Genomic DNA, 22,771 nt, shown 5'->3' on the forward strand with positions numbered 1-22,771 from the left:
CATGCGTGAGGCACCAACCACCGCTTCGCGCTCACTTTTAGCTGAGGCACCTCGTGGTTTCCTGGGGTTTTCTGGGGTTTTCTGGGGTTTTCTGGCGACGGGTCGACTGTCGCCAAAGCCTCGGACCCCAGCGCCGGGGTTCGCTGTCGGTGAACCATCTTGAGTCGTCAGCATTGCTGGGTAATGATGTAATCATGCATTCCCACCACGGCCGCGGGCGGCGATACGGCCGCCCCGGCGGCTGGCAGCAAGCCCGGCAACCCGACGCCGGCGACGCCGCGGACTGGTTCGCCGGACGGCTGCCCGAGCATTGGTTCGACGGCGATCCGACGGTCATCGTCGACCGCGAGGAGATCACGGTCATCGGCACGCTGCCCGAACCCGACCATCGCGACGAGCCCGAAAGCGCCGCTCACGCGTCGGGCCGCGTCGCGCGGTTCCGCGAAGAAACCCGCCCGGAGCGGATGAATATCGCCGACGAGGCCCGGGAGCGCTACGGCCGCACGGTGTCCTGGGGCGTGGAGGTCGGTGGCGAACAAATCCTGTTCACCCACCTCGCGGTTCCGGTCATGACGCGGCTCAAGCAGCCCGAGCGCCAGGTGCTCGACACCCTGGTCGACGCCGGGGTGGCCCGGTCACGCTCGGATGCCCTGGCCTGGTCGGTCAAACTGGTCGGCGAGCACATCCAGGAGTGGTTGGCCAAACTGCGCGAGGCGATGGCGGCCGTTGAGGACGTGCGCGCGCAGGGCCCCGACCTGTGAACCTGCGATCCCCGTAGACCAGCGCGGATTCTAGCCCACCCAGGGGGTCGAGGCCGGCTCCCGCGTCGGCGCCGAGCCCGGCGGTGGCCGCGCTAAGTTAGGCCACGCCCCGGATGAGTCGTCGTCGAGGACACGGCCGGCCTATGAAACAGGGCTGCGGGTTTTCGCCCAAACGCGCTGATCGCGGATCTGTGACCGGCTCGAAAAGTTGTCGCGGTCGCATCACACCCGCGTCATGGCGTAGTAGGCGCCCCGCCGTGTCAGCAGCTCGTCGTGGCTGCCCTGTTCGACGATCCGGCCGGCTTGCATCACCAGAATGTGGTCGGCATCCCGGATAGTGGAAAGACGATGGGCGATAACGAAACTGGTTCTGCCACGGCGAAGCTCACGCATCGCGTGCTGGACCAACAGCTCGGTGCGGGTGTCCACCGAACTGGTCGCCTCGTCGAGGATCAGCAACTGGGGCCGGGACAGGAAAGCGCGGGCGATCGTGATCAACTGCTTCTCGCCCGCGCTGATGTTGTCGCCGCCGTCGGCGATCCGGGTCGCATACCCGTCGGGCAGCGTGTGGACGAACCGGTCCACGTGGGCCGCCCGTGCGGCGTCGACGATCTCGTCCGCACCGGCTCCGGGGCGCCCGTAGGCGATGTTCTCGGCGATCGTGCCGTCGAACAGCCAGGTGTCCTGCAGCACCAGGCCGATGCGCGACCGCAGCGCAGCGCGGCTCACCGATGCGATGTCGACGCCGTCGATCAGGATTTGGCCGGAGTCGACCTCGTAGAACCGCATGAGCAGGTTCACCAGCGTGGTTTTGCCTGCTCCGGTGGGCCCGACGATGGCCACTGTCTGTCCGGGCTCGGCCACCAACGACAGGTCTTCGATCACCGGGGCGCCCGGATGGTAGGCGAAGGTCACGTGGCGAAACTCGACCTGCCCAGCTGGGCCCCGCCCGTTGGCCGTCGGTACCGGCGACTGAGGGTCCGGGCACTCCTCGGGTTCGTCGAGCAGCTCGAAAACCCTCGCGGCACTGACCACTCCGGACTGCAGCACGTTGTACATCGAGGCGAGCTGACCCAGCGGCGAGTTGAATTGGCGAACGTACTGGATGAACGCCTGGATGCCGCCCACCGTGATCTGTCCGGTCGCCACCTGCAAGCCGCCCACCACTGCGACGGCGACGTAGCTGAGATTGCCGATGAGCGAGGTGACCGGCGACACCAGGCCGGAGACGAACTGCGCGCCGAAACTTGACCGGTACACCTCGTCGTTGAGGTCGCGGAACTGCCGCTGCGCCTGGTCGCGGTGGCCGAACGTCTTGACCAGCGTGAACCCGCTGTAAGTTTCCTCGATGTGGGCGTTGAGCCGCCCGGTGCTGGTCCATTGTGCGGCGAACAACCGCTGCGAGCGCCGGGCGATCGCGCGCGTCACCAGCAGTGACAGCGGCACCGTCACCAGGGTGATCACCGCCAACAGCAGCGAGATCGTCAGCATCATCACCAGCACCGTCGCGACCGTCAGGATCGCGCTCAGCAACTGGCTGATCGTCATCGAGATCGAGGTTTGGACGTTGTCGATGTCGTTGGTGACCCGGCTGAGCAGCTCACCGCGCTGCCGACCGTCGAAGTAGGCCAGCGGCAGCCGGTGGATCTTCTCTTCGACCTCGCAGCGCAGCGCCATGACCGTGCGCTGCACCGTCACGTTGAGCAGCCGTATCTGCGCCCAAATCAACAGTGCCGAAATCAGATACAGCAGCAGTGCCACGGCCAGCGTTCTCCCGACCGCGGCGAAGTCCACACCCTTGCCGGGTACCAGGTTCATCCGGGACAACAGGTCGGCGAAGCTGTCCTCGCCGCGCGCCCGGGCCGCCGCGACAGCCTGCGCCTTGGTCATCCCGGCGGGGAACCGCCGCCCGATCACGCCGTTGAACAGCAAATCGGTGGCGTGGCCGAGGATCCGCGGCACGACGACGCCGATCGCGGTGCCGCAGACTCCCAACGCGATCACCGCGGCGGCCGGCCCCCGTTGCGGCGCCAGGCGTTTCACCATGCGGATCGCTGTGCCCAGGTCGCGAGACCGGCGCGCGGCGGTCACGGTTGGCCTCCGACCCCGGCGCTCACCGACTGCGAATCGGCGAACTCGATGTAGGCCGGGCAACTGGCCAGCAGCGATTCGTGGGTTCCGGCTCCCACCACTCGCCCGTCGTCGACGACGATCACGTGGTCGGCATCGGCAACGGTCGAAAGACGCTGCGCGACAATGATCACCGTCGCATCCGCGGTGATGTCTCGCAGCGAGTCCCGGATCTTGGCGTCGGTGTGCACGTCGAGCGCCGAGAAGGCGTCGTCGAACAGATACACGGCCGGGCGCCGGATCATCGCCCGCGCGATCGCCAGTCGCTGCCGCTGTCCGCCGGAGAAGTTGACGCCGCCCTGCGCCACCCGCATCTGCAGGCCGTGGGCCCGTACGAACTCTTCGGCGTCCGCGATCCGCAGTGCCTGCCACATCTGGTCCTCGGTCACCCGCTGTCCCGGGGCCGCGCCGTAGCGCAGGTTGTCCGCGACGGTGCCGGAGAACAGGTACCCGCGTTGCGGCACCAGCGCGATCGCCGACCACAGGTGCTCGATGTCGTAGTCGCGCACGTCGACCCCGTCGAGCAGGACAGCGCCGCCGGTCACGTCGTAGAGCCGGCAGATCAGCGACACCAGCGTGGACTTACCCGATCCGGTGCCGCCGACCAGGGCCGTGGTGGTCCCCGGTGCGGCAACCAGGGAGATGTCCTGCAGCACCGGTTGGTCCGCGCCGGGATAACGAAAACTCACCCCGTCGAGCTCCACCAGGCCGCCGATACCGCGCGGCCGGCGCGACGGGTCCCGGGGGCTGGTGACCGCCGGGCGGGTCGACAAGACCGCACCGACGCGTTCGGCGCACACCGCGGCCCGGGGCAGCACCATCAGCGTCGTCGTCGCCATCAAGACGGCCATCAGGATCTGGGTGAAGTAGGCCAGGAAGGCGATCAGTGAGCCCACCTGCATATGTCCGCTGTCGATGCGCAGGCCGCCGAACCACATCACGGCGACACTGGAGACGTTGATCGTCAACGTCGTAGCCGGCACCATCAGCGCCTGCCAATTGCCGGCCGCCAGCGCGGTCTGCGACAGCGTGCGGTTGGCGCCGGCGAACCTGTCCCGCTCGACGGGTTCCCGCGCGAACGCCCTGACCACCCGGACGCCGGACAGCTGGTCGCGCAGCACCCGGTTGACTGCGTCGATCAGCTGCTGCATGCGGCGGAAAAGCGGCAGCATGCGCGACACGATCCAGTAGTTGGCCACGGCCAGCACCGGAACACTGACCACCAGCAACCAGGACAGTCCGGCGTCCTGGTGGATGGCCATCACGATCCCCCCGACGCACATGATCGGCGCGGTGATCAGCACGGTGGACGCCAGCTGCACGAGGAATTGGATCTGGCGCACGTCGTTGGTGGTGCGGGTCAGCAGCGACGGGGCGCCGAACCGGGCGGTCTCGAGCCCGGAGAAGGTCAGGACGTGGTGGAATATCGCCGAGCGCAGGTCGCGGCCGAACCCCATCCCGGCCCGGGCGCCCAAATAGACCGCGCCGACCGCGCACACCACCTGTAATCCGGTGACCGCGAGCATCACCGCGCCCAGCCTGACGATGGTGGCGGCGTCCCCGTTGGCGATCCCGTTGTCGACGATCGAGGCGTTGAGCGTCGGGAGGTACAGCGACGCCAGCGTGCTGAGAAGCTGCAGCGTCATCACTCCCGCGACCGGCCATCGGTACGGCCGGATGTACTGGCGCAACAGTGCCAGGAGCATCTGGTTACTGTCGCACACCTGTACGTGCCGGGTCCGGACGACCGCGCGATGTCTGGGTGCGGTGGCCAGGCCGGCGAACCGTGACTCCGCTATGCGACAACGCTCCTGCTCAGGCAGCATGCCGGTGGTTGTCCACGGCCGCTGCCACTACAGTGCTTCCTGTGACGAGCAGAAGGTGCGGGTAGCGGTGCGCAAAGCGGCGGTGCTGGCCCTGGCGGTAGTAACCCTTGTCCCCATGACGGCGTGCTCTGATTCCGGTTCCGATCAGTCCCAGCCGACCCAGTCGACGACACCGGCAGCCGCAAAGGGACACCACGGGCCGTTCTTTCCCCAATGCGGCGGCATCAGCGACCAGACGGTGATAGAGCTGACCCGGGTGACCGGGCTGGTCAACACCGCTCAGAATTCGGTGGGGTGCCAGTGGCTGGCCGGTGGTGGCATTCTCGGCCCCCACTTCTCCTTCTCGTGGTACCGGGGCAGCCCGATCGGGCGGGAACGCAAGACCGAGGAGCTCTCACGCGCCAGCGTCAATGACATCACCATCGACGGGCACAGCGGTTTCATCGCCATCGGCAACGAGCCGACACTGGGTGACTCGCTGTGCGAGATCGGTATCCAGTTCTCCGACGATTTCATCGAATGGTCGGTCGATTTCAGCCAGAAGCCGTTTCCCGACCCCTGCGACGTCGCCAAGGAACTGACCCGCCAATCGATTGCGAACTCGAAATGACGTCGGTGCGTCACCGGGTTGTCGGCGGTGTGGCGGCGGCGCTTGCCGCGCTGGGCGTGCTGACCGGGTGCACGAGATCGGTGGGTGGGACGGCGGTCAAGGCGGGGTCGGGCGACACCCAGCGCAATAACACCTCCGAACAGCAGTACCCGAACCTGCTCAAGGAGTGCGAGGTGTTGACGACCGACCTGCTGGCCAAAACGGTCGGTGCCGATCCGCTCGATATCCAGAGCACCTTTGTCGGCGCGATCTGCCGCTGGCAGGCCGCCAACCCGGCCGGTCTGATCGACATCACCCGGTTCTGGTTCGAGGAGGACAGTCTCGAGCACGAGCGCAAAGTTGCCGAATTCCTGAAGTATCAGATCGAGCCCCGGTCCATTTCCGGTGTGGAGTCGATTGTGATGCGGCCCAACGATCCCAACGGCTCGTGCGGGGTGGTCAGCGACGCGGCCGGGGTGGTCGGGTGGTGGATCAATCCACAAACACCGGGTATCGACGCCTGTGCTCAGGCGATCAAGCTCATGGAGTTGACGCTCTCGACGAATTCGTGAGTCGGATGAAAGACCCAGAGTTTCACCCCCCGAACTCGGGGCAGCGCCCCACGGTTGGGCGTCATGCCCGAAAGACAATCTGCTTGAACATGATTGTCAAAGATGAGGCCGAGGTGATCGGTGAATGCTTGGCTTCGGTGAAACCGCTCATCGACTATTGGGTCATCGTGGACACCGGCTCTTCCGACGACACCAGAGACGTTATCGAAAAAACGCTGGCCGAGATACCGGGCGAGTTGCACCAACGGCCCTGGGTGAATTTCGCCCACAACCGCAATGAAGCTCTGGAACTCGCCAAGAATAAAGGCGACTACGTCCTGCTGATCGATGCCGACGAGGTGCTTCAGTATTCCAAGGATTTCGTCCTTCCTCCCCTGGAAAAAGATCTCTACTACATCATCGTTCGCCAAGTAGGCGCAGCACACATTAAGCGGAACGGGCTGATCAACAACCATCTCCAGTGGACTTGGCGCGGAGTCATCCATGAATTCATTACCTGCCCGGACGCGAAGACCGCAGAAGTGCTGCCCGGGATCATCAATATCTGCAACCCACGCAGGAAGGGGGTTTCCGGGCGGTCCCGCGAATCAGAGAAAGTCAAATACCTGCGCGACGCGAAGATCCTCGAACAGGCATTACAGGACGAACCGGACAACAGCCGCTACGCGTATTATCTCGGGATTAGTTACGCCGCGGCCGGTGAACCGGAGCTGGCTAAAAAAAGTTTCGAAAAAAGAATCGCGATGGCCAGCACCGATCTGGAGGAAAATTATTCCGCCGCATATAATCTCGGTGTCGTCGAGCTGGAATTAAACAACGCCGATGCGGCGCGGCGCGCTTTCTATCGGGCGAACAGCCTGCGTCCGGCGCGCGCCGAGCCCCTTCTTCAACTGGCGAAAATCTACCGGCAGGAGAACAACGTTCTACTCGGATACCTATTGTCCAAGCATGCCTTATCCCTTCCTTATCCAACAGGGGATTTGTGCGTTGAATACGTGGTTTACGACCACACTCTGCTCATTGAGTTCGCCAACTGCGCGCTGCTGCTGGAAAAGTTCGACGAGGGACTCGACGCCTGCGACAAGCTGCTGGCCAACCCCAACCTCCCCAGTGAATTCAGGCCGCACGTGCGCGCCAATTATGAACTGGCCCGCAAAAAATTAGCGTCGATGAACCGGCCGCCTCACTCCCCGGTGATCGTGGGCGCGCGCCCCGCAGGCTCGCCGCACTCGGCGTCAGGCTCCCCGGGCAACGACGGCCCCATCTTCATCGGCGGTGCGCAGCGTTCCGGCACCACCCTCATGCGGGTCATGCTCGATTGCCATCCCCGCATCTGCTGCGGGGTCGAGCTGATGGTTCTTCCCGTCGTCGCCGAGCACTACAAATTCTTGACCGGCCGCAACCTCGAGGTGATGCACAGCTACGGCAACACCCGAAGTGACGTGCAACGCTACTGCCGCGCCTTCGTCGAAGACCTCGTGGAGACGTTCCGCCGGCGTGCAGGCAAACCCCGCTGGGCGGAGAAAACACCGCAAAACATCCTGTACATGGTGCTGCTCGGTGAAATCTTCCCCGACGCCAAGTTTATCCACATGCTGCGTGACGGCCGCGACGTGGCCTGCTCGCTGGTGACGATGGATTGGATCGACAAGACGACCGGGCGCAAGTTCGAGTTCGTGGAGTCGATCACCGGAGCGGCCCGATACTGGCGCGACATGGTGACGCGGGGCCGGCAGCAGGCGGCCCACCCCAGCCTGGCCGGGCGTGTTCTGGAAGTCCGCTACGAGGCATTGGTGACCGAGCCGGCCGCGACGATGCGCCAGGTGCTGGCGTTTGTCGGCGAAGACTGGGACGACGCGGTGCTCTCCCATCACACCAAGCACCGGCCCGGCGAGGTGGTGGAGCCCAGTACGGCCCAAGTCACCAAGCCGCTGTATCACACCGCCGTGCACCGATGGCAACACGACATGACCGAAGCCGACAAGGCCGCGTTCAAAGCCCAGGCCGGTGACCTGCTGACCGAACTCGGATACGCCGATACCCACTGGTGACGTCACCGCGGCACGTGGAAGTCGGTCAGCGCGGCGCCGCCGGGTTTCACGTCTCGCCAACGGCCGGCGAACTGCAGCACAGCGATGCCCGAGGTCGGGAATTTGGCCGACATCCGCTCGACGGCAGCATGATCGGTTCCGTCCGCACCGGCCAGGCTCATGGCTACCGCGGAGATCGTCGGCTCGTGTCCGACGACCAACAAGGTGGCGACGTCGTCGCGCGGGTCGTCGCCAACCCCGGCTATCTCGTCGATCATCTGCCCGGGGCCGGCGTCGTAGAGCCGCTCGACATAGCGCACGGGAGCGTCCAGGCCGGTGCACCGCAGAGTCTGCCGGGCACGGGCCGCCGTCGAGCACAGCACCGCGTCGACAGCGGGCAGGTTGGCGCGCAGCCACGCGCCGGCCAGCCCGGCCTCCCGAATACCCCGGGGGGCCAGCGGGCGGTCGTGGTCGGCGACGCCGGCGGGATAGGCGGACTTCGCGTGCCGTAGCAGCACCAGATGGCGGGCTCGCTCACTCACGTCACCCACGCTAAGCGCTACCCGCCCGGCAAGCTTCAGACCCGCCGGTCGAAGTCCGCCGACGTGTCGGTGCCCGGTCCTACACTCTGCCGTGCCGGGCCACAACAACGGCAGCGAAAGAAACGGCCACGAGAGGACGGCATGTCATGCGGTTTCTGCACACCGCCGACTGGCAGCTGGGCATGACCCGTCATTTCCTCGCCGGAGACGCCCAGCCGCGGTATTCGGCCGCGCGTCGCGACGCGGTGGCCGGGCTCGGCGCGCTGGCCGCCGAGGTCGGCGCGGAATTCGTCGTGGTCGCCGGTGACGTGTTCGAGCACAATCAGCTGGCCCCGCAGGTGATCAGCCAGTCGCTGGAAGCGATGCGTGCCATCGGTGTTCCGGTCTATCTGCTGCCGGGCAACCACGACCCGCTCGACGCCGCGTCGGTATACACCAGCGCGCTGTTCACAGCCGAGTGCCCGGACAACGTCGTCGTCCTGGACCAGTCCGGGGCGCACGAGGTGCGCCCGGGGCTGCAGGTCGTCGCCGCACCGTGGCGCTGCAAATCGCCGGCGGCCGACCTGGCCGCCGAGGCGCTCGACGGCCTGCCGTGCGACGGTGTCACCCGGGTGCTCGTCGCGCACGGCGGCGTCGACGTCCTCGACCCGGACCCCGCCCGGCCGTCGCTGATCCGGCTCGCCGTGCTCGACGACGCGCTGGCCCGCGGCGCAATCCACTACGCGGCGCTGGGGGACAAGCATTCGGTCACCGAAGTCGGCGACAGCGGCCGGATCTGGTATTCCGGCTCACCGGAAGTCACCAACTTCGACGACATCGAACCCGACCCCGGTCATGTGCTGGTCGTCGAGATCGACGAGACCGATCCGCGCCACCCCGTCACCGTGGAGGCCCGCCGGGTGGGCCGCTGGCGGTTCCGCACCGTGCGTCACCAGGTGGACACCGGCCGGGACATCGCCGAGCTGGACCGGAATCTGGACCTGATCGCCGACAAAGACCGCACGGTGGTACGCCTGGCGCTGGTCGGCTCGCTGACGGTGACCGACCGGGCGGCCCTGGACGCGTGCCTGGACCGCTACTCCCGGTTGTTTGCCTGGCTCGGTTGCTGGGAGCGGCACACCGAATTGGCGGTGATCCCCGGCGACGGCGAGTTCGACGACCTCGGAATCGGTGGTTTTGCCGCCGCGGCCGTCGAGGAGCTGGTTGCGACGGCGCGCAGCGGGGATACCGAGGCCGCCGGCGACGCCCAGGCGGCGCTGGCGTTGCTGCTGCGGCTCGCCGGCCGGGGTGCGGCATGAAGTTGCACCGCATCGTTTTGGACAACTACCGCGGGATCGTCCACCGCGAGATCAGCTTTCCGGACCGCGGTGTCGTGATCGTCTACGGCGCCAACGAAATCGGCAAGTCGTCGATGATCGAGGCGATCGATCTGCTGCTGGAATCCAAAGACCGTTCGACGAAGAAAGACGTCAAGCAAGTCAAGCCGACCAACGCCGACGTCGGTGCGGAAGTCGTCGCCGAGATGAGCTCCGGTCCGTACCGTTTCGTCTATCGCAAGCGTTTCCACAAGAAATGCGAGACGGAGTTGACCGTGTTGGCGCCGCACCGCGAGCAGCTGACCGGTGACGAAGCCCACGATCGGGTGCGGGCCATGCTGGCCGAAACCCTCGACACCGAACTCTGGCGTGCCCAACGCGTTCTGCAAGCGGCGTCGACGGCGGCGGTGGAGTTGTCCGGCTGTGACGCGTTGTCGCGGGCACTGGACATGGCCGCCGGCGACGCGACCGCGCTCAGCGGCACCGAGTCGGTGCTGATCGGGCGTATCGATGCCGAGTATGCCCGTTACTTCACCCCGACCGGACGTCCCACCGGCGAGTGGGCCGATGCGATCGCCGCACTGCGCGACGCCGACGAGGAGGTGGCGCGCTGCGCGGCCGCGGTCGCCGAGGTCGACGACCGCGTCCGGCGGCACGCCGAGCTGACCGCCCAGCTGGCCGAGCTGTCACAGCAGCAACAGGCCGCCGACGCGCGGCACCGCGAGGCCCGGGCCGCCGTCGACCGGCTCGCTGAACTCACCGAGCAACTGCGCGAGGCCAAGCTGATCGCCGCCACCGCGCGGGCAACCAGCGACAAGTCGACCGCCGCCTACACCGAGCGGACTCGGCTTCGCACCGAAACCGAGACCCGCACAGCAGCACTCGCCGCGCTGCAGACCCGAGTTCGCGAAGCCGCCGCAGCGGAGTCAACGGCGCGAGAACGCGCTGCGGCTGCCGACGCCGTCGTCCAGAAAGCCGAGAAGACGTTGGCGGCAGCCCAGCAACGGGTCGACGAGCTGGCCCGCCGCGACAAGGCCGAGCGGTTGGCGGCCCGGCTGCAGAAAATCGACGCCGCGCAGCGTGACTGCGACCGGATCACCGGTGAGCTGTCCATGATCGCCGTCACCGAGGAGGTGCTGCAGCGGATCGAGCAGGCCGCGCATGCCGTGGACCTGACGGAAAGTCAGCTCGCGTCCGTCTCGGCGACGGTGGAATTCACCGCTGTCAGCGACCTGGAGTTGGCGGCCGGTGACCAGCGGGTGTCGCTGTCCGCCGGCCAGAGCTGGTCGGCGCCGGTCAACGATGCCACCGAGATCGCTGTTCCCGGCGTTGTGATCGCACGGCTGCGACCAGGAGCGACCGCGCTGGACATCGCACGCCAACGGGCCGCCGCGCAGCAGCAGCTGGCCGCCGCGTTGCGGGCCGGACACGTCGGGGACGTGGCGGCGGCGCGGGTTGCCGATCAGCGGCGCCGTGACCTGGAAAGTCGCCGTGACCGGCTCGTCGCGACCATGGCCGGGCTGTGCGGCGACGATCCGGTCGCCGAGCTGCGGGCGCAGTTGTCAGCGCTGCGTACCGGTCTGGGCGCCGAAACCATGGACAACGCCGACCTCGGCCAGGCTGAGGCGGCCCGTGCCCAAGCCGCCCACGACTACGAGGCCGGCCGCCGGGACGCTGCGGCCGCCGCCGCCGATCTCGCCGAGGCAGCAACTCGCGCAGCGCTTCTGAACGACACGTTGGCCGGCCAACAGGCCGAGCTCGCCACGGCCGTGGACCGGCTGGCCCGGCAGCGGGCGGCCTGCGCCGACGAAGAGTTAGCGGTCACCGCCAACGCCGCCCTGCTCGCCGCCCAAAGCGCCGAGCAGCGGGTCGCCGAACTCAGCGCCCGCTTAACCGCCGCCGCTCCCGACGCGGTGACCACCGAACTCGCCGAGGCCAGTCGCGCCGCCGAAGCATTGCGCATCCGCCGCGCGCAGGCCGACCGGGCGTTACACGAGATCACCGTCGAGCTCGCGGTCTTCGGTACCGAGGGACGACAGAGCAAGCTCGACGCGGCCGAAGTGGCCCGCGAGCACGCGCGCAGCCAGTACACCCGGGTGCAGCGCCGGGCCCGCGCGGCACAACTGCTGAGGTCGGTGATGGCCCGCCACCGCGACACCACCCGGCTGCGCTACGCCGAGCCGTTTCGGGCGGAGTTGCAGCGGCTCGGGCGTCCGGTGTTCGGGCCCAGCTTCGAGGTCGACGTCGACCCCGACCTGCGCATCCGCAGTCGAACGCTGGACGGCTGCACGGTGCCCTACGAGTCACTCTCGGGTGGAGCCAAGGAGCAGCTCGGCATATTGACCCGGCTGGCCGGCGCCGCGCTGGTGGCCAAGGAGGACACCGTCCCGGTGCTGATCGACGACGCACTGGGCTTCACCGACCCCGACCGCCTCGCCAAAATGGGTGCGGTGTTCAGCGAGCTCGGCACTGCCGGGCAGGTCATCGTGTTGACCTGCACCCCGGCCCGTTACCGCGCTGTCGAAGGTGCGCGCTGGATCGCATTGAGCGCCTGAGCCGCGTCGGGAAACGCGTTGCCCGATGCACTGTCGCGGCAGGGTCAGCGCATGAACCCGATCGCGGTGTAGACCACGTCGGCCAGGCCGAACGCGCCGAAGTTGGCCAGGTTGGCGCGCACGGCGATGTCACCGGGCGACTGAAAAAGGGGCAGGGAAAAACCTTCGTCCCAGATCATCGCGTCGACCCGGTTGGCCAGTGCCCGTGCGGTGTCCGGGTTCAGCTCCGACAGTGTGTGCTCGATTGCGGTGTCGATGCCCGGGTTGCCGATCCTGCCGAAGTTGCTCTCTCCGTAGGAGGCGTAGATCTGAGGCAGCGCAGACAGCGGGAACGCGTTACCCACCCAACCGAATTGGGTGATGTCGAAGTCGCCGACGCTGACGTACTGGCTGAAGAATCCGGTGCCCGGCTTCGGGTCGAGGACCAGTTTGACTCCGATCTGCGCCAGGTTGTTCTGGGCGACCAGGGCGATCTGCCGCGTCGATTGCGCATCGAAGAACACGTCGCGGACAACCAGCTGTTTGCCGTCCTTCTCGCGCACCGCTCCGTTGAGCTTCCAGCCCAGCGCATCCAAGTCCTGTCGGGCCTCGGCGGGGTCGTAGGCGGCGGGAGCGCTGTTGTTTCGATAGCCCAGCTGCCCGGCGACGAAAATATGGTTGTCCAGGGGCACCGGGTGGTCGGTCATGCCGTGCTGGACGACATCGACGATCGCCTGGCGGTCGATGCCTTTGCAGATCGCCAGCCGAAGTTTCTCGTCGGCCAGGATGGATCCGGGCGCACCGTTGAAGGTGAACTGATACCAGGTGGGTGCCGGCGCGCTTCGGATCACGACTCCGGGGGTGCGCTCGGCGGTGACCATGTCGTCGAGTGTGGCCAGGCCGGCGGCGTCGATGGCGTGGTTCTGCAGGGCGGGGATCACTGCGGCGGGGTCGAGCACCAGAAACGTGATGAAGTCCAGCCGAGGTTTGGCACCCCACCAGCGCGGATTTCGGGCCAGCACGATGCGCTGCGCGGCCCGGTCGATCGTGGACACGATGAAGGGTCCGGCTGACGGGCCCGGGGCATCGAGCTGCCCTTTGTTGAAGACCTCCGGGTTCGCGGTCATGCTGCGTGGTTGCATGCCGCCGGCGAACATCGCGCGCCACTCCGCGTACGGCTCGGCGAACGTGATCACCGCCTGCCGGTCGTCGGCGCCCCGGGTCACCGACTTCACCCGGTCGAATCCGGCTCTGCTGGCGATCAGGTAGCGCTTGTCGCGGCCGCTGCACGCCTCGACTTCTGCTTTGAGGTCTTCCCAGGTGATCGGGGTGCCGTCGCTCCACACTGCTTTGGGATTGATGGTGTAGGTGACTACTTGCGGGGCGCTACCGGTCAGTTCGGCACGGATGAAGTAGTCGGTATTGAGTTTCAGCGACCCGTCGGATTGGGTGAGGAACGCCCCGGGCAGCGTCGGCATCACCACCGACGCCACGTCGGCCGTGTTGCCGTCGATGGACAATTCGTTGAAGTTCGCCGGAAATGAGGTCAGCGCGAGCCGCAGATTGCCGCCGTCGCGCAGCGTCGCCGGGTTCTGGGGGTTGATGTCGCTGGTGGTCCCGACCCGAGCGGCCCGCGCCAGCGGAAGGTCCTGATACCCGCTTGAGCAGCCGGTGGCGACCAGCCAAACCGCCACCGCCGCAAGGGCAAGCCGGGAAAAGAGACGCAGGCGGATCACGCGCATGATGCTAACCGGCACGCATGTCGCGGTGCGCCCGCGGGATCGCGGCCAGCAGTTGCCGGGTGTACTCGTGCTGCGGATCGGTGAACACCTGCTCGCTGTCGCCCTGCTCCACAATTTTTCCCCGGTACATCACCGCCACCCGGTGGGCGAGGTGTTTCACCACCGAAAGATCGTGCGATACGAACAGATACGCCAAACCGAGTTGCTGTTGCAAGTCCAACAGCAGGTTGATGATGCCGGCCTGGATCGACACGTCGAGCGCCGACACCGGCTCGTCGAGCGCAAGAATCTTCGGGTTCAGCGCCAGTGCTCGTGCGATCCCGATTCGCTGCTTCTGACCTCCGGAGAACTCGCCGGGGTAGCGGCCGGCGTCGACGTGGTCGAGCCCGACGAGCGAAAGCAGCTCGCCGACGCGCTGTTCAACCCGCCGTCGGTCGAACCCGTTGGCGACCAGAGGTTCAGCGACGACGTCGAATACCGGGAACCGGGGGTCCAGCGACGCCACCGGATCTTGAAACACCACCTGCAACTGGGTCCGCAGCATGCGGCGGGTGGCCGGGTCGAGTGCTGCGACGTCGGTGCCGAGGATCTCGATAGCACCTGCTTGGGGTGCGGCGAGCTCGAGAATCTGGCGCAGCGTCGTCGACTTGCCCGACCCGGACTCGCCGACGATGCCCAGCGTGCGGCCCTGTTCCAAGCTGAAGCTGACCCCGTCGACTGCCCGCACCTCACCGACCCGTCTGCGCAAAACCACCCCCTTGGTGAGCGGGAAGGTCTTGACCAGCCCGCTGACCCGCAGCACCGACGGCGGCTCCTCGGCTGCCTCGTCGGTCGGTGGCGGTTGTGTTGATACCCCGAAAATTTCGGCTGCGCTGCGTCCTGCGACGTAGTCGGTGCGAATGCACGCCGCCCGATGATTCTCCCGGATCGGGACGAGGCCGGGTTCGGACGACTGGCATGCGCCGATCACCAGCGGACAGCGCGGGGCGAACGTGCAGGCGCCGGGGGACAGCGACGTCATCGTCGGCGGGGCGCCCGGGATCGGGACGAGCCGGGTGCCCTGCCGGGCGTCCAGCCGCGGCACCGAACCCAATAGCCCGACCGTGTAGGGCATCCGGCGGTCACGATAGAGCTCCTCGACGGTGGCTGTCTCGACCACGCGACCGGCGTACATGACCAGCGCCCGATCGGCGAACTGTGACACCACCCCCAAGTCATGGGTGATGATCAGCACCCCGGCGCCGGTGACGTCGCGCGCGGTCCGAAGCACGTCGAGGATCTGCGCCTGAACGGTGACATCCAGCGCGGTGGTCGGTTCGTCGCAGATCAGCAGCTCCGGGTCGTTGGCGATCGCGATCGCGATCACCACCCGCTGGCGCTCGCCACCGGACAACTCGTGCGGGAAGGCCTTCGCCCGGCGCCGCGGCTGCGCGATGCCGACCAGCTCGAGCAGCTCCAGGGCACGGTCGCGGGCGGCAGCACGGCCGATGCCGCGGTGGTGGACCTCGATAGCCTCGGCGATCTGGTCACCGACGGTGTAAACCGGCGTCAGCGCCGACATCGGGTCCTGGAACACGGTGCCGATCGCCTTCCCGCGGATCGCCGACATCGCCCGATCGGGCAACCCGAGTAGCTCCTCGCCGCGCAACCGCACCGACCCCGACACCTGGGCGTAGTCGGGCAGCAATCCGACGATCGCCATCGCGGCAGTGGTTTTGCCCGAACCGGATTCCCCGACGATGGCGACGACTTCGCCCGCGTTGATGTGGTAGCTGACGTTGCGCACCGCGGGCACGCGCACGTCGCCGGTTTCGAACGTGACGGTCAGGTCCGCCACCTCGAGCAGGCCGCTCACCGAGCCTGCCGCTTCTTGGGCCGCGCGGCCGTGCTTCCGGGATCCAGCGCGTCCCGCAGGCCGTCGCCGGTGAGGTTGGCGCACAACACGATCAACACGAGCACCCCCGCCGGAAACAGAAAGACCCACGGGAACGTGGTGGCCGAAGGGGTGCCGTCGGCGATCAGCGTGCCCAGTGACACGTCGGGAGGTTGAACACCGAAACCCAGAAAGCTCAAACCGGTTTCGGCCAGAATCGCGAATCCGACGTTCAGCGTCGCGTCGATGATGAGAATCGAGGCGACGTTGGGCACGATGTGGCTGACGATGACACGACGGCTTGACACACCCATATACCTTGCGGCAAGGATGAATTCGCGTTCCCGCAGGCTCATCGTCAAGCCGCGGACCATCCGCGAGCTGACCATCCAGCCGAACCCCGCGAGAAGCACAATGAGCCATGCGATGCTGCTCGAGTGTTTGGTGCGCGGAGTGATGATGGCGATCAGGATGAAGCTCGGCACTACCAGCAGCAGGTCCACCAGCCACATCAGCGCCCGGTCGCGCCAGCCGCCGAAGTAGCCGGCCACCGACCCTACCGTGGCGGCGATACTGGTCGAGATCACCGCGACGCAAAACCCGATCAGCATCGACTTCTGCATGCCGCGCAGGGTTCGGGCCAGCAGATCCTGCCCGAGCGCGTTGGTGCCGAACCAGTGCCGCGATGACGGTGGCTGCAGCAGCGCGTGGTAGTCCAGTTCGGTGTAGTCGTAGGGCAGTAGCGGCGGCAGGGTATAGCATCCGACGAACAGCAGCACCAGCAGCGTCAACGCCACCACCGCAGGAACGTTGCGGACGAATCGGCGTGCCAACAGGGTTCGGCGCGACGTGAAGGCGGCCGGATGGATACCGGAGCGGGTCGGAGTGGTTTCAGCGGTTGCCTGTTGAGTCATGACACCCGCACTCTGGGGTCGAGCGCGGCGTAGATGACGTCGGATAACAGTCCGGCGAGCAGAATCGCTGCCCCGGTGAACATGGTGATCGCCGCGACCACGTTGGTGTCTTGCGTCGAGATGCCTTGCACCACCCACTCGCCCATACCGTGCCAGCCGAAGATCTTCTCGACGAACACCGCACCGACAACCAGGCCGCTGACCCCGTAGGCGAACAGCGTGGCCATCGGAATCAGGGCGGTGCGCAGGCCGTGCTTGAACAGCGCACGCCGGCGGGTCAGGCCCTTGGCGCGCGCGGTCCGGATGAAATCCTCACTCAGTACATCCAGCATCGCGTTGCGCTGGTAGCGGCTGAAGCTCGCGATCGCGCCCAGCGCCAGCGTGAGCGTCGGCAACACGATGTGCTGCGCGCGGTCGAGGAGCTGCGCCCACCCCCCGCGGGGCGGAATGGGTGAGGTCTCGCCGGTGTAGGAAAAGATCTGCACCCCGGTGACCATGTTCACCCGCAGCGCTCCCAGGATGAGCAGGCCCGCCAGCACGAACGACGGGATGCTCAAAATGACCAGCGAAGCCACGGTGATCACGCGGTCGCTCAGCCGATATTGCCGCACCGCTCCCCAAGCCCCCACGACGACACCGATCAGCGTGCCCAGCACCGAACCGATCACCACCAGCCGCAGGCTGACTCCGATCCGGCGCCACAGCTCCTGGGAAACGCGGTGACCGGTCACCGTGGCCCCGAAGTCACCGTGGACTGCGCCGGAAATCCAGCGCGCGTAGCGGATGGGTATCGGTTTGTCTAAGCCCAGCTCAACGGCTTTGGCGTGGATGGCCTCCGGCGGCGGTGCGGGGTGACGCTGGATGAAACTGTCCAGCGGGTGAAACGTCACCGACGTCAGGCAGAACGTCAAGAACGACGCCAGCACCAACAGGACGACGTAGTTGAGCAGCCGGCGCGCGAGGAATCGGATCATGGCTGCCCGCCCCGCCGGTGTCGCATGGGCCCAGGGTAGCGAGCAGGCGGGCGAGGTCTACGTCAGCCGTCCGAGCCGTAGGGCCGGGTGATGATCTCCAGGAAGTGACCGCTGGGATCGCGAAAGTACACGCCGCGGCCGCCATGCCGATGGTTGATCTCACCGGCCCGTTGCCGCCCGGGGTCGGCCCAGTGTTCGAGGCCGCGGGAGCGGATCTTGCCGTAGATCGCGTCGAAGTCGTCGTCGGAAACCAGGAACGCGTAATGCTGCGGATGGATCTCCTCGCCGGCGGTCGCGTCGGCGAAGTCCAGGCTGGCGCCGTGCTCCAGCGTGACGACCAGGAAGTGGCCGAACGGTGTCGGAGCCGGCAGGCCGAACAGTTCGCTCAGAAATTCTGCGGACTCCCGCTTGTCGCGTGCGGCGACGATGGTGTGGTTGAAAGCGATCGTCATGGTGCTACTTCGGTGCGCTAAGTTCCAAGGCGATATTGTCGGGGTCGCGGAACTCCAGGATGTATAGCGGACCGATGTCCTTGATGGGTTCGTGGGGAACGTTCAAATCATCGAGCTGTTCGGCCATCGCCTCCAAGTCGGCCTTGGCGGCGGCCCGGAATGCAATGTGGTCCAAGCCGACGCGGTTCTCGTCGAAGCGATCGGCGGCGACGGGCCGCAGCCCGATCAGTGCGCCGCCGAGGTCATAGACGACGCCGCCGAAGAGCCAGGCAAACTGATTACGGGTCGCCTCGTCGGGATTGCTGGGCATCTCGGCCCAGACCGGCCAGCCGAACACACTGTCGTAGAATTTTCGGGACCGATCGATGTCTGTGACGGTAAGCCTGACGTGGTCGATCGAGACAGGTGGCGTGACCATAGTAGCCATGGTGCCAGAATCGCGGGCGTGCGAATAGCGATGACTGAATTCTTGGGCGCGGCCCGGCCGTTTATGGCGAGCACCCGTTCGGTCTGTCTGCGGGCGATCAGCGGCCCGCGATGCGCCTCAATACCTCGCTGTGAAGCTGGAAGCTTTTCTGGTCGGCCAGCACGAACCGCACGGTGCCGACTGACTCGAATCGCGTGATCGTTGCGAGCACCGTGCCCAGCGCGACCTCGGCAGCCGCTTCCATGGGGTAGCCGAACGCGCCGGTGGAGATGGCCGGGAACGCCACCGACGTCAGGCCGTGGCGGTCGGCAAGCTCCAGGGCGTTGCGGTAACAGGCTGCCAGAAGTTCGTCTTCGGGTCGGTCCTGTCCGTACACCGGTCCCAGGCAGTGGATCACGTATCGGTTGGGCAGCTGATGGCCGCTGGTGATGACCGCCTGACCCGGCGAAATGGGAGCCAGTGGACGGCACTCCCGGGCCAGCCCGGGGCCGGCCGCGCGATGGATCGCCCCGGCCACGCCACCACCGGGCAACAGGTTCGCGTTGGCCGCGTTGACCACCGCGTCGATGTCGGGCTGCGCGACGATGTTGCCGACGACGAGCGCGACCGTGCGACCGTCGAACGTGACGCTGTCTTCCATCACCGCCTGGACCGTACGCCGGGCCGGGTCGTGCTCGTTTTTCGCCTCATTTGACCGCACCTCCGCATCCTCCCGGCGGCGCAGGTTGGGGGATGGGCGAATTGTCGGGGTCGATCACGCACGACAGCCCCAGCTGGGTCGGCTCGCCGCCCGACTGGTTAAACCACGGGAAGGTGTAGCCGCCGTAAAGGATCTGATGCCAGTACGATCCGTCGGGGTATTTCACGCCGTCGCAGTATCCCTCGAACATGTTGCCCATGCCGCCGCCCGGGCAGTAGCCGGTGAGCGGGTTCGGGATGTGCGGGTCCGGGGCGGGGTCGGCGCGCGTCAGTGGTGCAGCGGCGGTCAGCGCGGCACCTACCGCGCCGGCCACCGCCCAGTAGAGCAAACGCTTCATCGACCGCCTCCTCTACGCTCCGTAGGTTTGCTGCGGCTGCAGCACATGCCGCGTCTTAGCAGTTCAAAGCTACTCCGTAGCGCCGGCCGAGGTGACGAAATGATCGAAGTTTGACGAGTTACGCACCGCCGCGGCTAACGAATCGAGGGCCCTCCGCGACGGAGTAGCCGGTGGCGGCAGACAGCAGAATTGCGCAAGAGGTTGGTCGAAAACCGCCACCGGTGTTCGCGATGTGGCGATGCCGCCGCACATCCGCCCGGGCTGAAGGCGCATTTGCGTCATCATGTTGGGCAGCAGGTTTACAGCGCTGCCCACCACGAACTGAGCAAAAAACGCGCGGGCAGCCGGCCCGGCGGCGCAGGCGACAGCAGCTTGGGCAACGCCCGAGTCGCAGACTGAGACTTTTCCGGGTCAGATGCCCGCTGATACTGGCCCAATGGAGCCAGTCCGTCCCAACGGCGATCCCGCTGGTGTTTTCCGGCTGATGTATCGCAGCCACAGCCGTATCTCGCCGGAGAACCGTAAGACCGCGCTGGGCAACCTTTTCAGTGTGGCCCGCCGCAAAAATAAGGAATTGAACATCACGGGTGCCCTGCTGATCTGGGGCGACTCATTCGTGCAGACGCTCGAAGGCCAGGAAAACGCTGTCCGGACGCTGTTCGCGACAATCGAGCGCGACGAACGACACGAGCACGTCACGGTCCTGGAAGAGGGCACGGTTCCCGAACGGGTCTTCTCCCGCTGGGCGATGGCTCGGGTGTCGGAGGACGGTGAGCCCGACATCCCGCTGATCGCGAAGAGCGACGGCATCGCGCCTGCCGCCGGCCGGGGCACCACCTCAGAGCAGGATTCGGTCTTGGAGGTCATGCGCGCAGCCGCCCGTGGCACGGCTCCCGCGACCTAGCCTGAATCCGGCCTGAATCCGGCCTGAATCCGGCCTGAATCCGGCCTGAATCCGGCGGTAACGCATCGGGTGGAGCAGTTAATGGCCCTCGCCTGCGCGAGGTGTCTTCGACCGGCCGATTGTGCTCCGGGACGAACATTTCGCCGACGCGGCAGCCGTCAGCGTCGAAGGAGCAGGGCGCTCAACCAAGGCCTCGCCGCGCAGTGCGTGCACCGGATCGACGGGCATTGTTCGCGGAACGCGCCGCCGCCAGTTGCACGTGTCCTACAGTGCATCGTGTTTGTGCTGGTCAGATAGTGCCCCCGGCAGGATTCGAACCTGCGGCCTTCTGCTCCGGAGGCAGACGCTCTATCCCCTGAGCTACGGGGGCGCACGCGCAAGATGCTGCGCCAGCGGGCCCCGACAGACTAGCGCATAACGGCAGGCTGCCGGGCAGCGGAGCAGGCTCGGGCCATGATCGCCCCAGCCAATAGGATATCGGGGTGACACCCGCCGATCTGGCCGAGCTGCTCAAGACCACCGCGGCCGCGGTGTTGGCCGAGCACGGCCTCGACGCCGCCGCGCTGCCACCGATGGTCGCCGTCGAGCGCCCGCGCAACCCCGCGCACGGCGACTACGCCAGCAACCTGGCGCTGCAGGTCGCCGGAAAGGTCGGCGCCAACCCGCGCGAACTGGCCGGCTGGCTCGCCGAGGCGCTGACCAAGGCTGACGGAATCGCCTCGGCCGAAATGGCCGGTCCGGGCTTTATCAACCTGCGACTGAAGCCGTCGGCGCAGGGCGCCATCGTCGACAACATCATCGAGGCGGGCGTCACCTTCGGTCACTCCACTACCCAGGCCGGTCACAAGATCAACCTGGAATTCGTCTCGGCCAACCCGACCGGCCCCATTCATATCGGTGGTACCCGCTGGGCCGCCGTGGGCGACGCGCTGGGCCGGTTGCTGTCGACGCAGGGCGCGCAGGTGGTGCGCGAGTACTACTTCAACGACCACGGCGCGCAGATCGACCGGTTCACGAATTCGCTGATCGCCGCCGCCAAAGGACAGCCGACGCCCGAGGACGGCTATGCCGGCAGCTACATCGCCGACATCGCCGCCCAGGTTCTGCAGCAGGTGCCCGATGCCCTGACGCTGCCCGAGACCGAGCAGCACGAAACATTCCGCCGAGTCGGCGTCGAGTTGATGTTCGCGCACATCAAGCAGTCGCTGCACGAGTTCGGCACCGACTTCGACGTCTACACCCACGAAGAGTCGATGCACACCAGCGGGCGCGTCGACGAGGCGATCGCGCAGCTGCGCGAACGGGGGAACATCTACGAAAAAGACGGCGCTGTATGGCTTCGCACCAGCGCGTTCGGTGATGACAAGGACCGTGTCGTGATCAAGAGCGACGGGCGCCCGGCCTACATCGCCGGTGATCTGGCCTACTACCTCGACAAGCGTAAACGCGGCTTCGACCTGTGCATCTACATGCTCGGGGCCGACCACCACGGCTACATCTCGCGGCTCAAGGCGGCCGCGGCGGCTTTCGGCGACGACCCGGCCACCGTCGAGGTGCTCATCGGCCAGATGGTGAACCTGGTCCGCGACGGCCAGCCGGTGAAGATGAGCAAGCGGGCCGGCACCGTGATCACCCTCGACGACCTGGTCGAGGCGATCGGCGTCGACGCCGCGCGCTACAGCCTGATCCGCTCCTCGGTCGACACCCCGATCGACATCGACCTGGCCCTGTGGTCGTCGGCGTCCAACGAAAACCCGGTCTATTACGTGCAGTACGCGCATGCCCGGCTCTGCGCGCTGGCCCGCAACGCTGCCGAGCTGGGACTGACCGCCGCGACCGACCATCTCGAACTGCTCACCCACGACAAGGAGGGCACGCTGATCCGCGCTCTCGGCGAGTTCCCCCGGGTGCTCGAGACCGCGGCGTCCCTGCGCGAACCGCACCGGGTGTGCCGCTACCTGGAAGATCTCGCCGGTGATTACCACCGGTTCTATGATTCGTGCCGGGTGTTGCCGCAGGGCGACGAGCAGCCCAACCAGTTGCACACAGCGCGTTTGGCGCTGTGCCAGGCCACTCGCCAGGTTATCGCCAACGGGTTGGCCATTCTGGGAGTCAGCGCTCCGGAGCGAATGTGAACGCCCACCCGGC

At 66.7% G+C, this 22,771-nt stretch carries 19 protein-coding genes and 1 tRNA gene; 8 read left to right on the forward strand and 12 right to left on the reverse strand.

From position 1 onward, the window contains the following. The first annotated feature begins 194 nt into the window (after positions 1-194). A complete protein-coding gene (locus F6Q13_RS08310; RefSeq protein ID WP_293055018.1) occupies positions 195-761 on the forward strand; it encodes a hypothetical protein in 567 nt (188 codons plus the stop codon). A gap of 222 nt (positions 762-983) precedes the next feature. Here the strand turns inward: F6Q13_RS08310 and F6Q13_RS08315 are convergent, their stop codons facing one another. Both F6Q13_RS08315 and F6Q13_RS08320 read right to left on the reverse strand, forming a co-directional pair. After that, a complete protein-coding gene (locus tag F6Q13_RS08315) occupies positions 984-2,852 on the reverse strand; it encodes an ABC transporter ATP-binding protein (protein ID WP_293055020.1) in 1,869 nt (622 codons plus the stop codon). Then, a complete protein-coding gene (locus F6Q13_RS08320; protein ID WP_293055021.1) occupies positions 2,849-4,597 on the reverse strand; it encodes an ABC transporter ATP-binding protein in 1,749 nt (582 codons plus the stop codon). Before F6Q13_RS08320 ends, F6Q13_RS08315 begins: the two co-directional genes overlap by 4 nt. A gap of 235 nt (positions 4,598-4,832) precedes the next feature. On the opposite strand from F6Q13_RS08320, the gene F6Q13_RS08325 reads away from it, so the two are divergent. From F6Q13_RS08325 to F6Q13_RS08335, 3 genes are all read left to right on the forward strand, one after another. Next, on the forward strand, positions 4,833-5,327 hold the full coding sequence (locus F6Q13_RS08325; RefSeq protein ID WP_293055086.1) for a DUF3558 domain-containing protein: 495 nt from the start codon (positions 4,833-4,835) through the stop codon (positions 5,325-5,327). Further along, positions 5,324-5,878: a DUF3558 domain-containing protein gene (locus tag F6Q13_RS08330; RefSeq protein ID WP_293055023.1), complete on the forward strand. Its 555-nt coding sequence runs from the start codon at positions 5,324-5,326 to the stop codon at positions 5,876-5,878. Before F6Q13_RS08325 ends, F6Q13_RS08330 begins: the two co-directional genes overlap by 4 nt. An 89-nt stretch (positions 5,879-5,967) precedes the next feature. Further along, complete coding sequence (locus tag F6Q13_RS08335) at positions 5,968-7,929, forward strand: sulfotransferase (RefSeq protein WP_293055025.1); 1,962 nt, start codon at positions 5,968-5,970, stop codon at positions 7,927-7,929. 2 nt (positions 7,930-7,931) lie between these two features. Here the strand turns inward: F6Q13_RS08335 and F6Q13_RS08340 are convergent, their stop codons facing one another. Next, the gene (locus F6Q13_RS08340) at positions 7,932-8,450 is read right to left on the reverse strand and encodes a histidine phosphatase family protein (protein ID WP_293055027.1); all 519 of its coding nucleotides are present in this window, start codon (positions 8,448-8,450) and stop codon (positions 7,932-7,934) included. A gap of 146 nt (positions 8,451-8,596) precedes the next feature. Here F6Q13_RS08340 and F6Q13_RS08345 point away from each other — a divergent pair, with 146 nt between their 5' ends. Beyond that, entirely contained in the window at positions 8,597-9,748 is a 1,152-nt protein-coding gene (locus tag F6Q13_RS08345; RefSeq protein ID WP_293055029.1) for an exonuclease SbcCD subunit D, read from the forward strand. Further along, positions 9,745-12,321 carry an AAA family ATPase gene (locus tag F6Q13_RS08350; RefSeq protein WP_293055031.1) on the forward strand — a complete coding sequence of 859 codons (2,577 nt, stop codon included), beginning with the start codon at positions 9,745-9,747 and terminating at the stop codon, positions 12,319-12,321. Before F6Q13_RS08345 ends, F6Q13_RS08350 begins: the two co-directional genes overlap by 4 nt. A 44-nt stretch (positions 12,322-12,365) precedes the next feature. Here the strand turns inward: F6Q13_RS08350 and F6Q13_RS08355 are convergent, their stop codons facing one another. The 8 genes from F6Q13_RS08355 to F6Q13_RS08390 form a co-directional block, all read right to left on the reverse strand. Continuing rightward, on the reverse strand, positions 12,366-13,982 hold the full coding sequence (locus F6Q13_RS08355; protein WP_293055088.1) for an ABC transporter family substrate-binding protein: 1,617 nt from the start codon (positions 13,980-13,982) through the stop codon (positions 12,366-12,368). Between the two features lie 64 nt (positions 13,983-14,046). Continuing rightward, complete coding sequence (locus tag F6Q13_RS08360) at positions 14,047-15,897, reverse strand: ABC transporter ATP-binding protein (RefSeq protein ID WP_293055033.1); 1,851 nt, start codon at positions 15,895-15,897, stop codon at positions 14,047-14,049. Then, entirely contained in the window at positions 15,894-16,829 is a 936-nt protein-coding gene (locus F6Q13_RS08365) for an ABC transporter permease (RefSeq protein ID WP_293055035.1), read from the reverse strand. The genes F6Q13_RS08360 and F6Q13_RS08365 overlap by 4 nt, the downstream gene beginning before the upstream one ends. Continuing rightward, positions 16,826-17,803, reverse strand: coding sequence for an ABC transporter permease (locus F6Q13_RS08370; protein ID WP_293055037.1), 978 nt, complete (start codon positions 17,801-17,803; stop codon positions 16,826-16,828). Before F6Q13_RS08370 ends, F6Q13_RS08365 begins: the two co-directional genes overlap by 4 nt. 62 nt (positions 17,804-17,865) lie before the next feature. Continuing rightward, positions 17,866-18,255 (reverse strand): VOC family protein, encoded by a 390-nt coding sequence (locus F6Q13_RS08375; RefSeq protein WP_293055039.1) that lies wholly within the window; start codon positions 18,253-18,255, stop codon positions 17,866-17,868. Positions 18,256-18,259: 4 nt separating this feature from the next. Further along, positions 18,260-18,673 (reverse strand): VOC family protein, encoded by a 414-nt coding sequence (locus tag F6Q13_RS08380; RefSeq protein WP_293055040.1) that lies wholly within the window; start codon positions 18,671-18,673, stop codon positions 18,260-18,262. A gap of 106 nt (positions 18,674-18,779) precedes the next feature. Continuing rightward, a complete protein-coding gene (locus tag F6Q13_RS08385; RefSeq protein ID WP_293055042.1) occupies positions 18,780-19,382 on the reverse strand; it encodes a macro domain-containing protein in 603 nt (200 codons plus the stop codon). Next, positions 19,369-19,719 carry a hypothetical protein gene (locus F6Q13_RS08390; protein ID WP_293055044.1) on the reverse strand — a complete coding sequence of 117 codons (351 nt, stop codon included), beginning with the start codon at positions 19,717-19,719 and terminating at the stop codon, positions 19,369-19,371. Before F6Q13_RS08390 ends, F6Q13_RS08385 begins: the two co-directional genes overlap by 14 nt. A gap of 436 nt (positions 19,720-20,155) precedes the next feature. Between F6Q13_RS08390 and F6Q13_RS08395 the strand changes: the two genes are divergently transcribed. After that, a complete protein-coding gene (locus F6Q13_RS08395) occupies positions 20,156-20,623 on the forward strand; it encodes a BLUF domain-containing protein (protein ID WP_293055046.1) in 468 nt (155 codons plus the stop codon). A 297-nt stretch (positions 20,624-20,920) separates the two neighbouring features. On the opposite strand, the gene F6Q13_RS08400 is transcribed toward F6Q13_RS08395, so the two are convergent. Further along, positions 20,921-20,993: transfer RNA gene (locus F6Q13_RS08400), tRNA-Arg, on the reverse strand. 112 nt (positions 20,994-21,105) lie between these two features. Here F6Q13_RS08400 and argS point away from each other — a divergent pair. Beyond that, the gene (gene argS, locus F6Q13_RS08405; RefSeq protein ID WP_293055047.1) at positions 21,106-22,758 is read left to right on the forward strand and encodes an arginine--tRNA ligase; all 1,653 of its coding nucleotides are present in this window, start codon (positions 21,106-21,108) and stop codon (positions 22,756-22,758) included. Positions 22,759-22,771 lie beyond the last annotated feature (13 nt).

The sequence above is a fragment of the Mycobacterium sp. genome (assembly GCF_008709575.1).
Taxonomy (GTDB): Bacteria; Actinomycetota; Actinomycetes; order Mycobacteriales; family Mycobacteriaceae; genus Mycobacterium.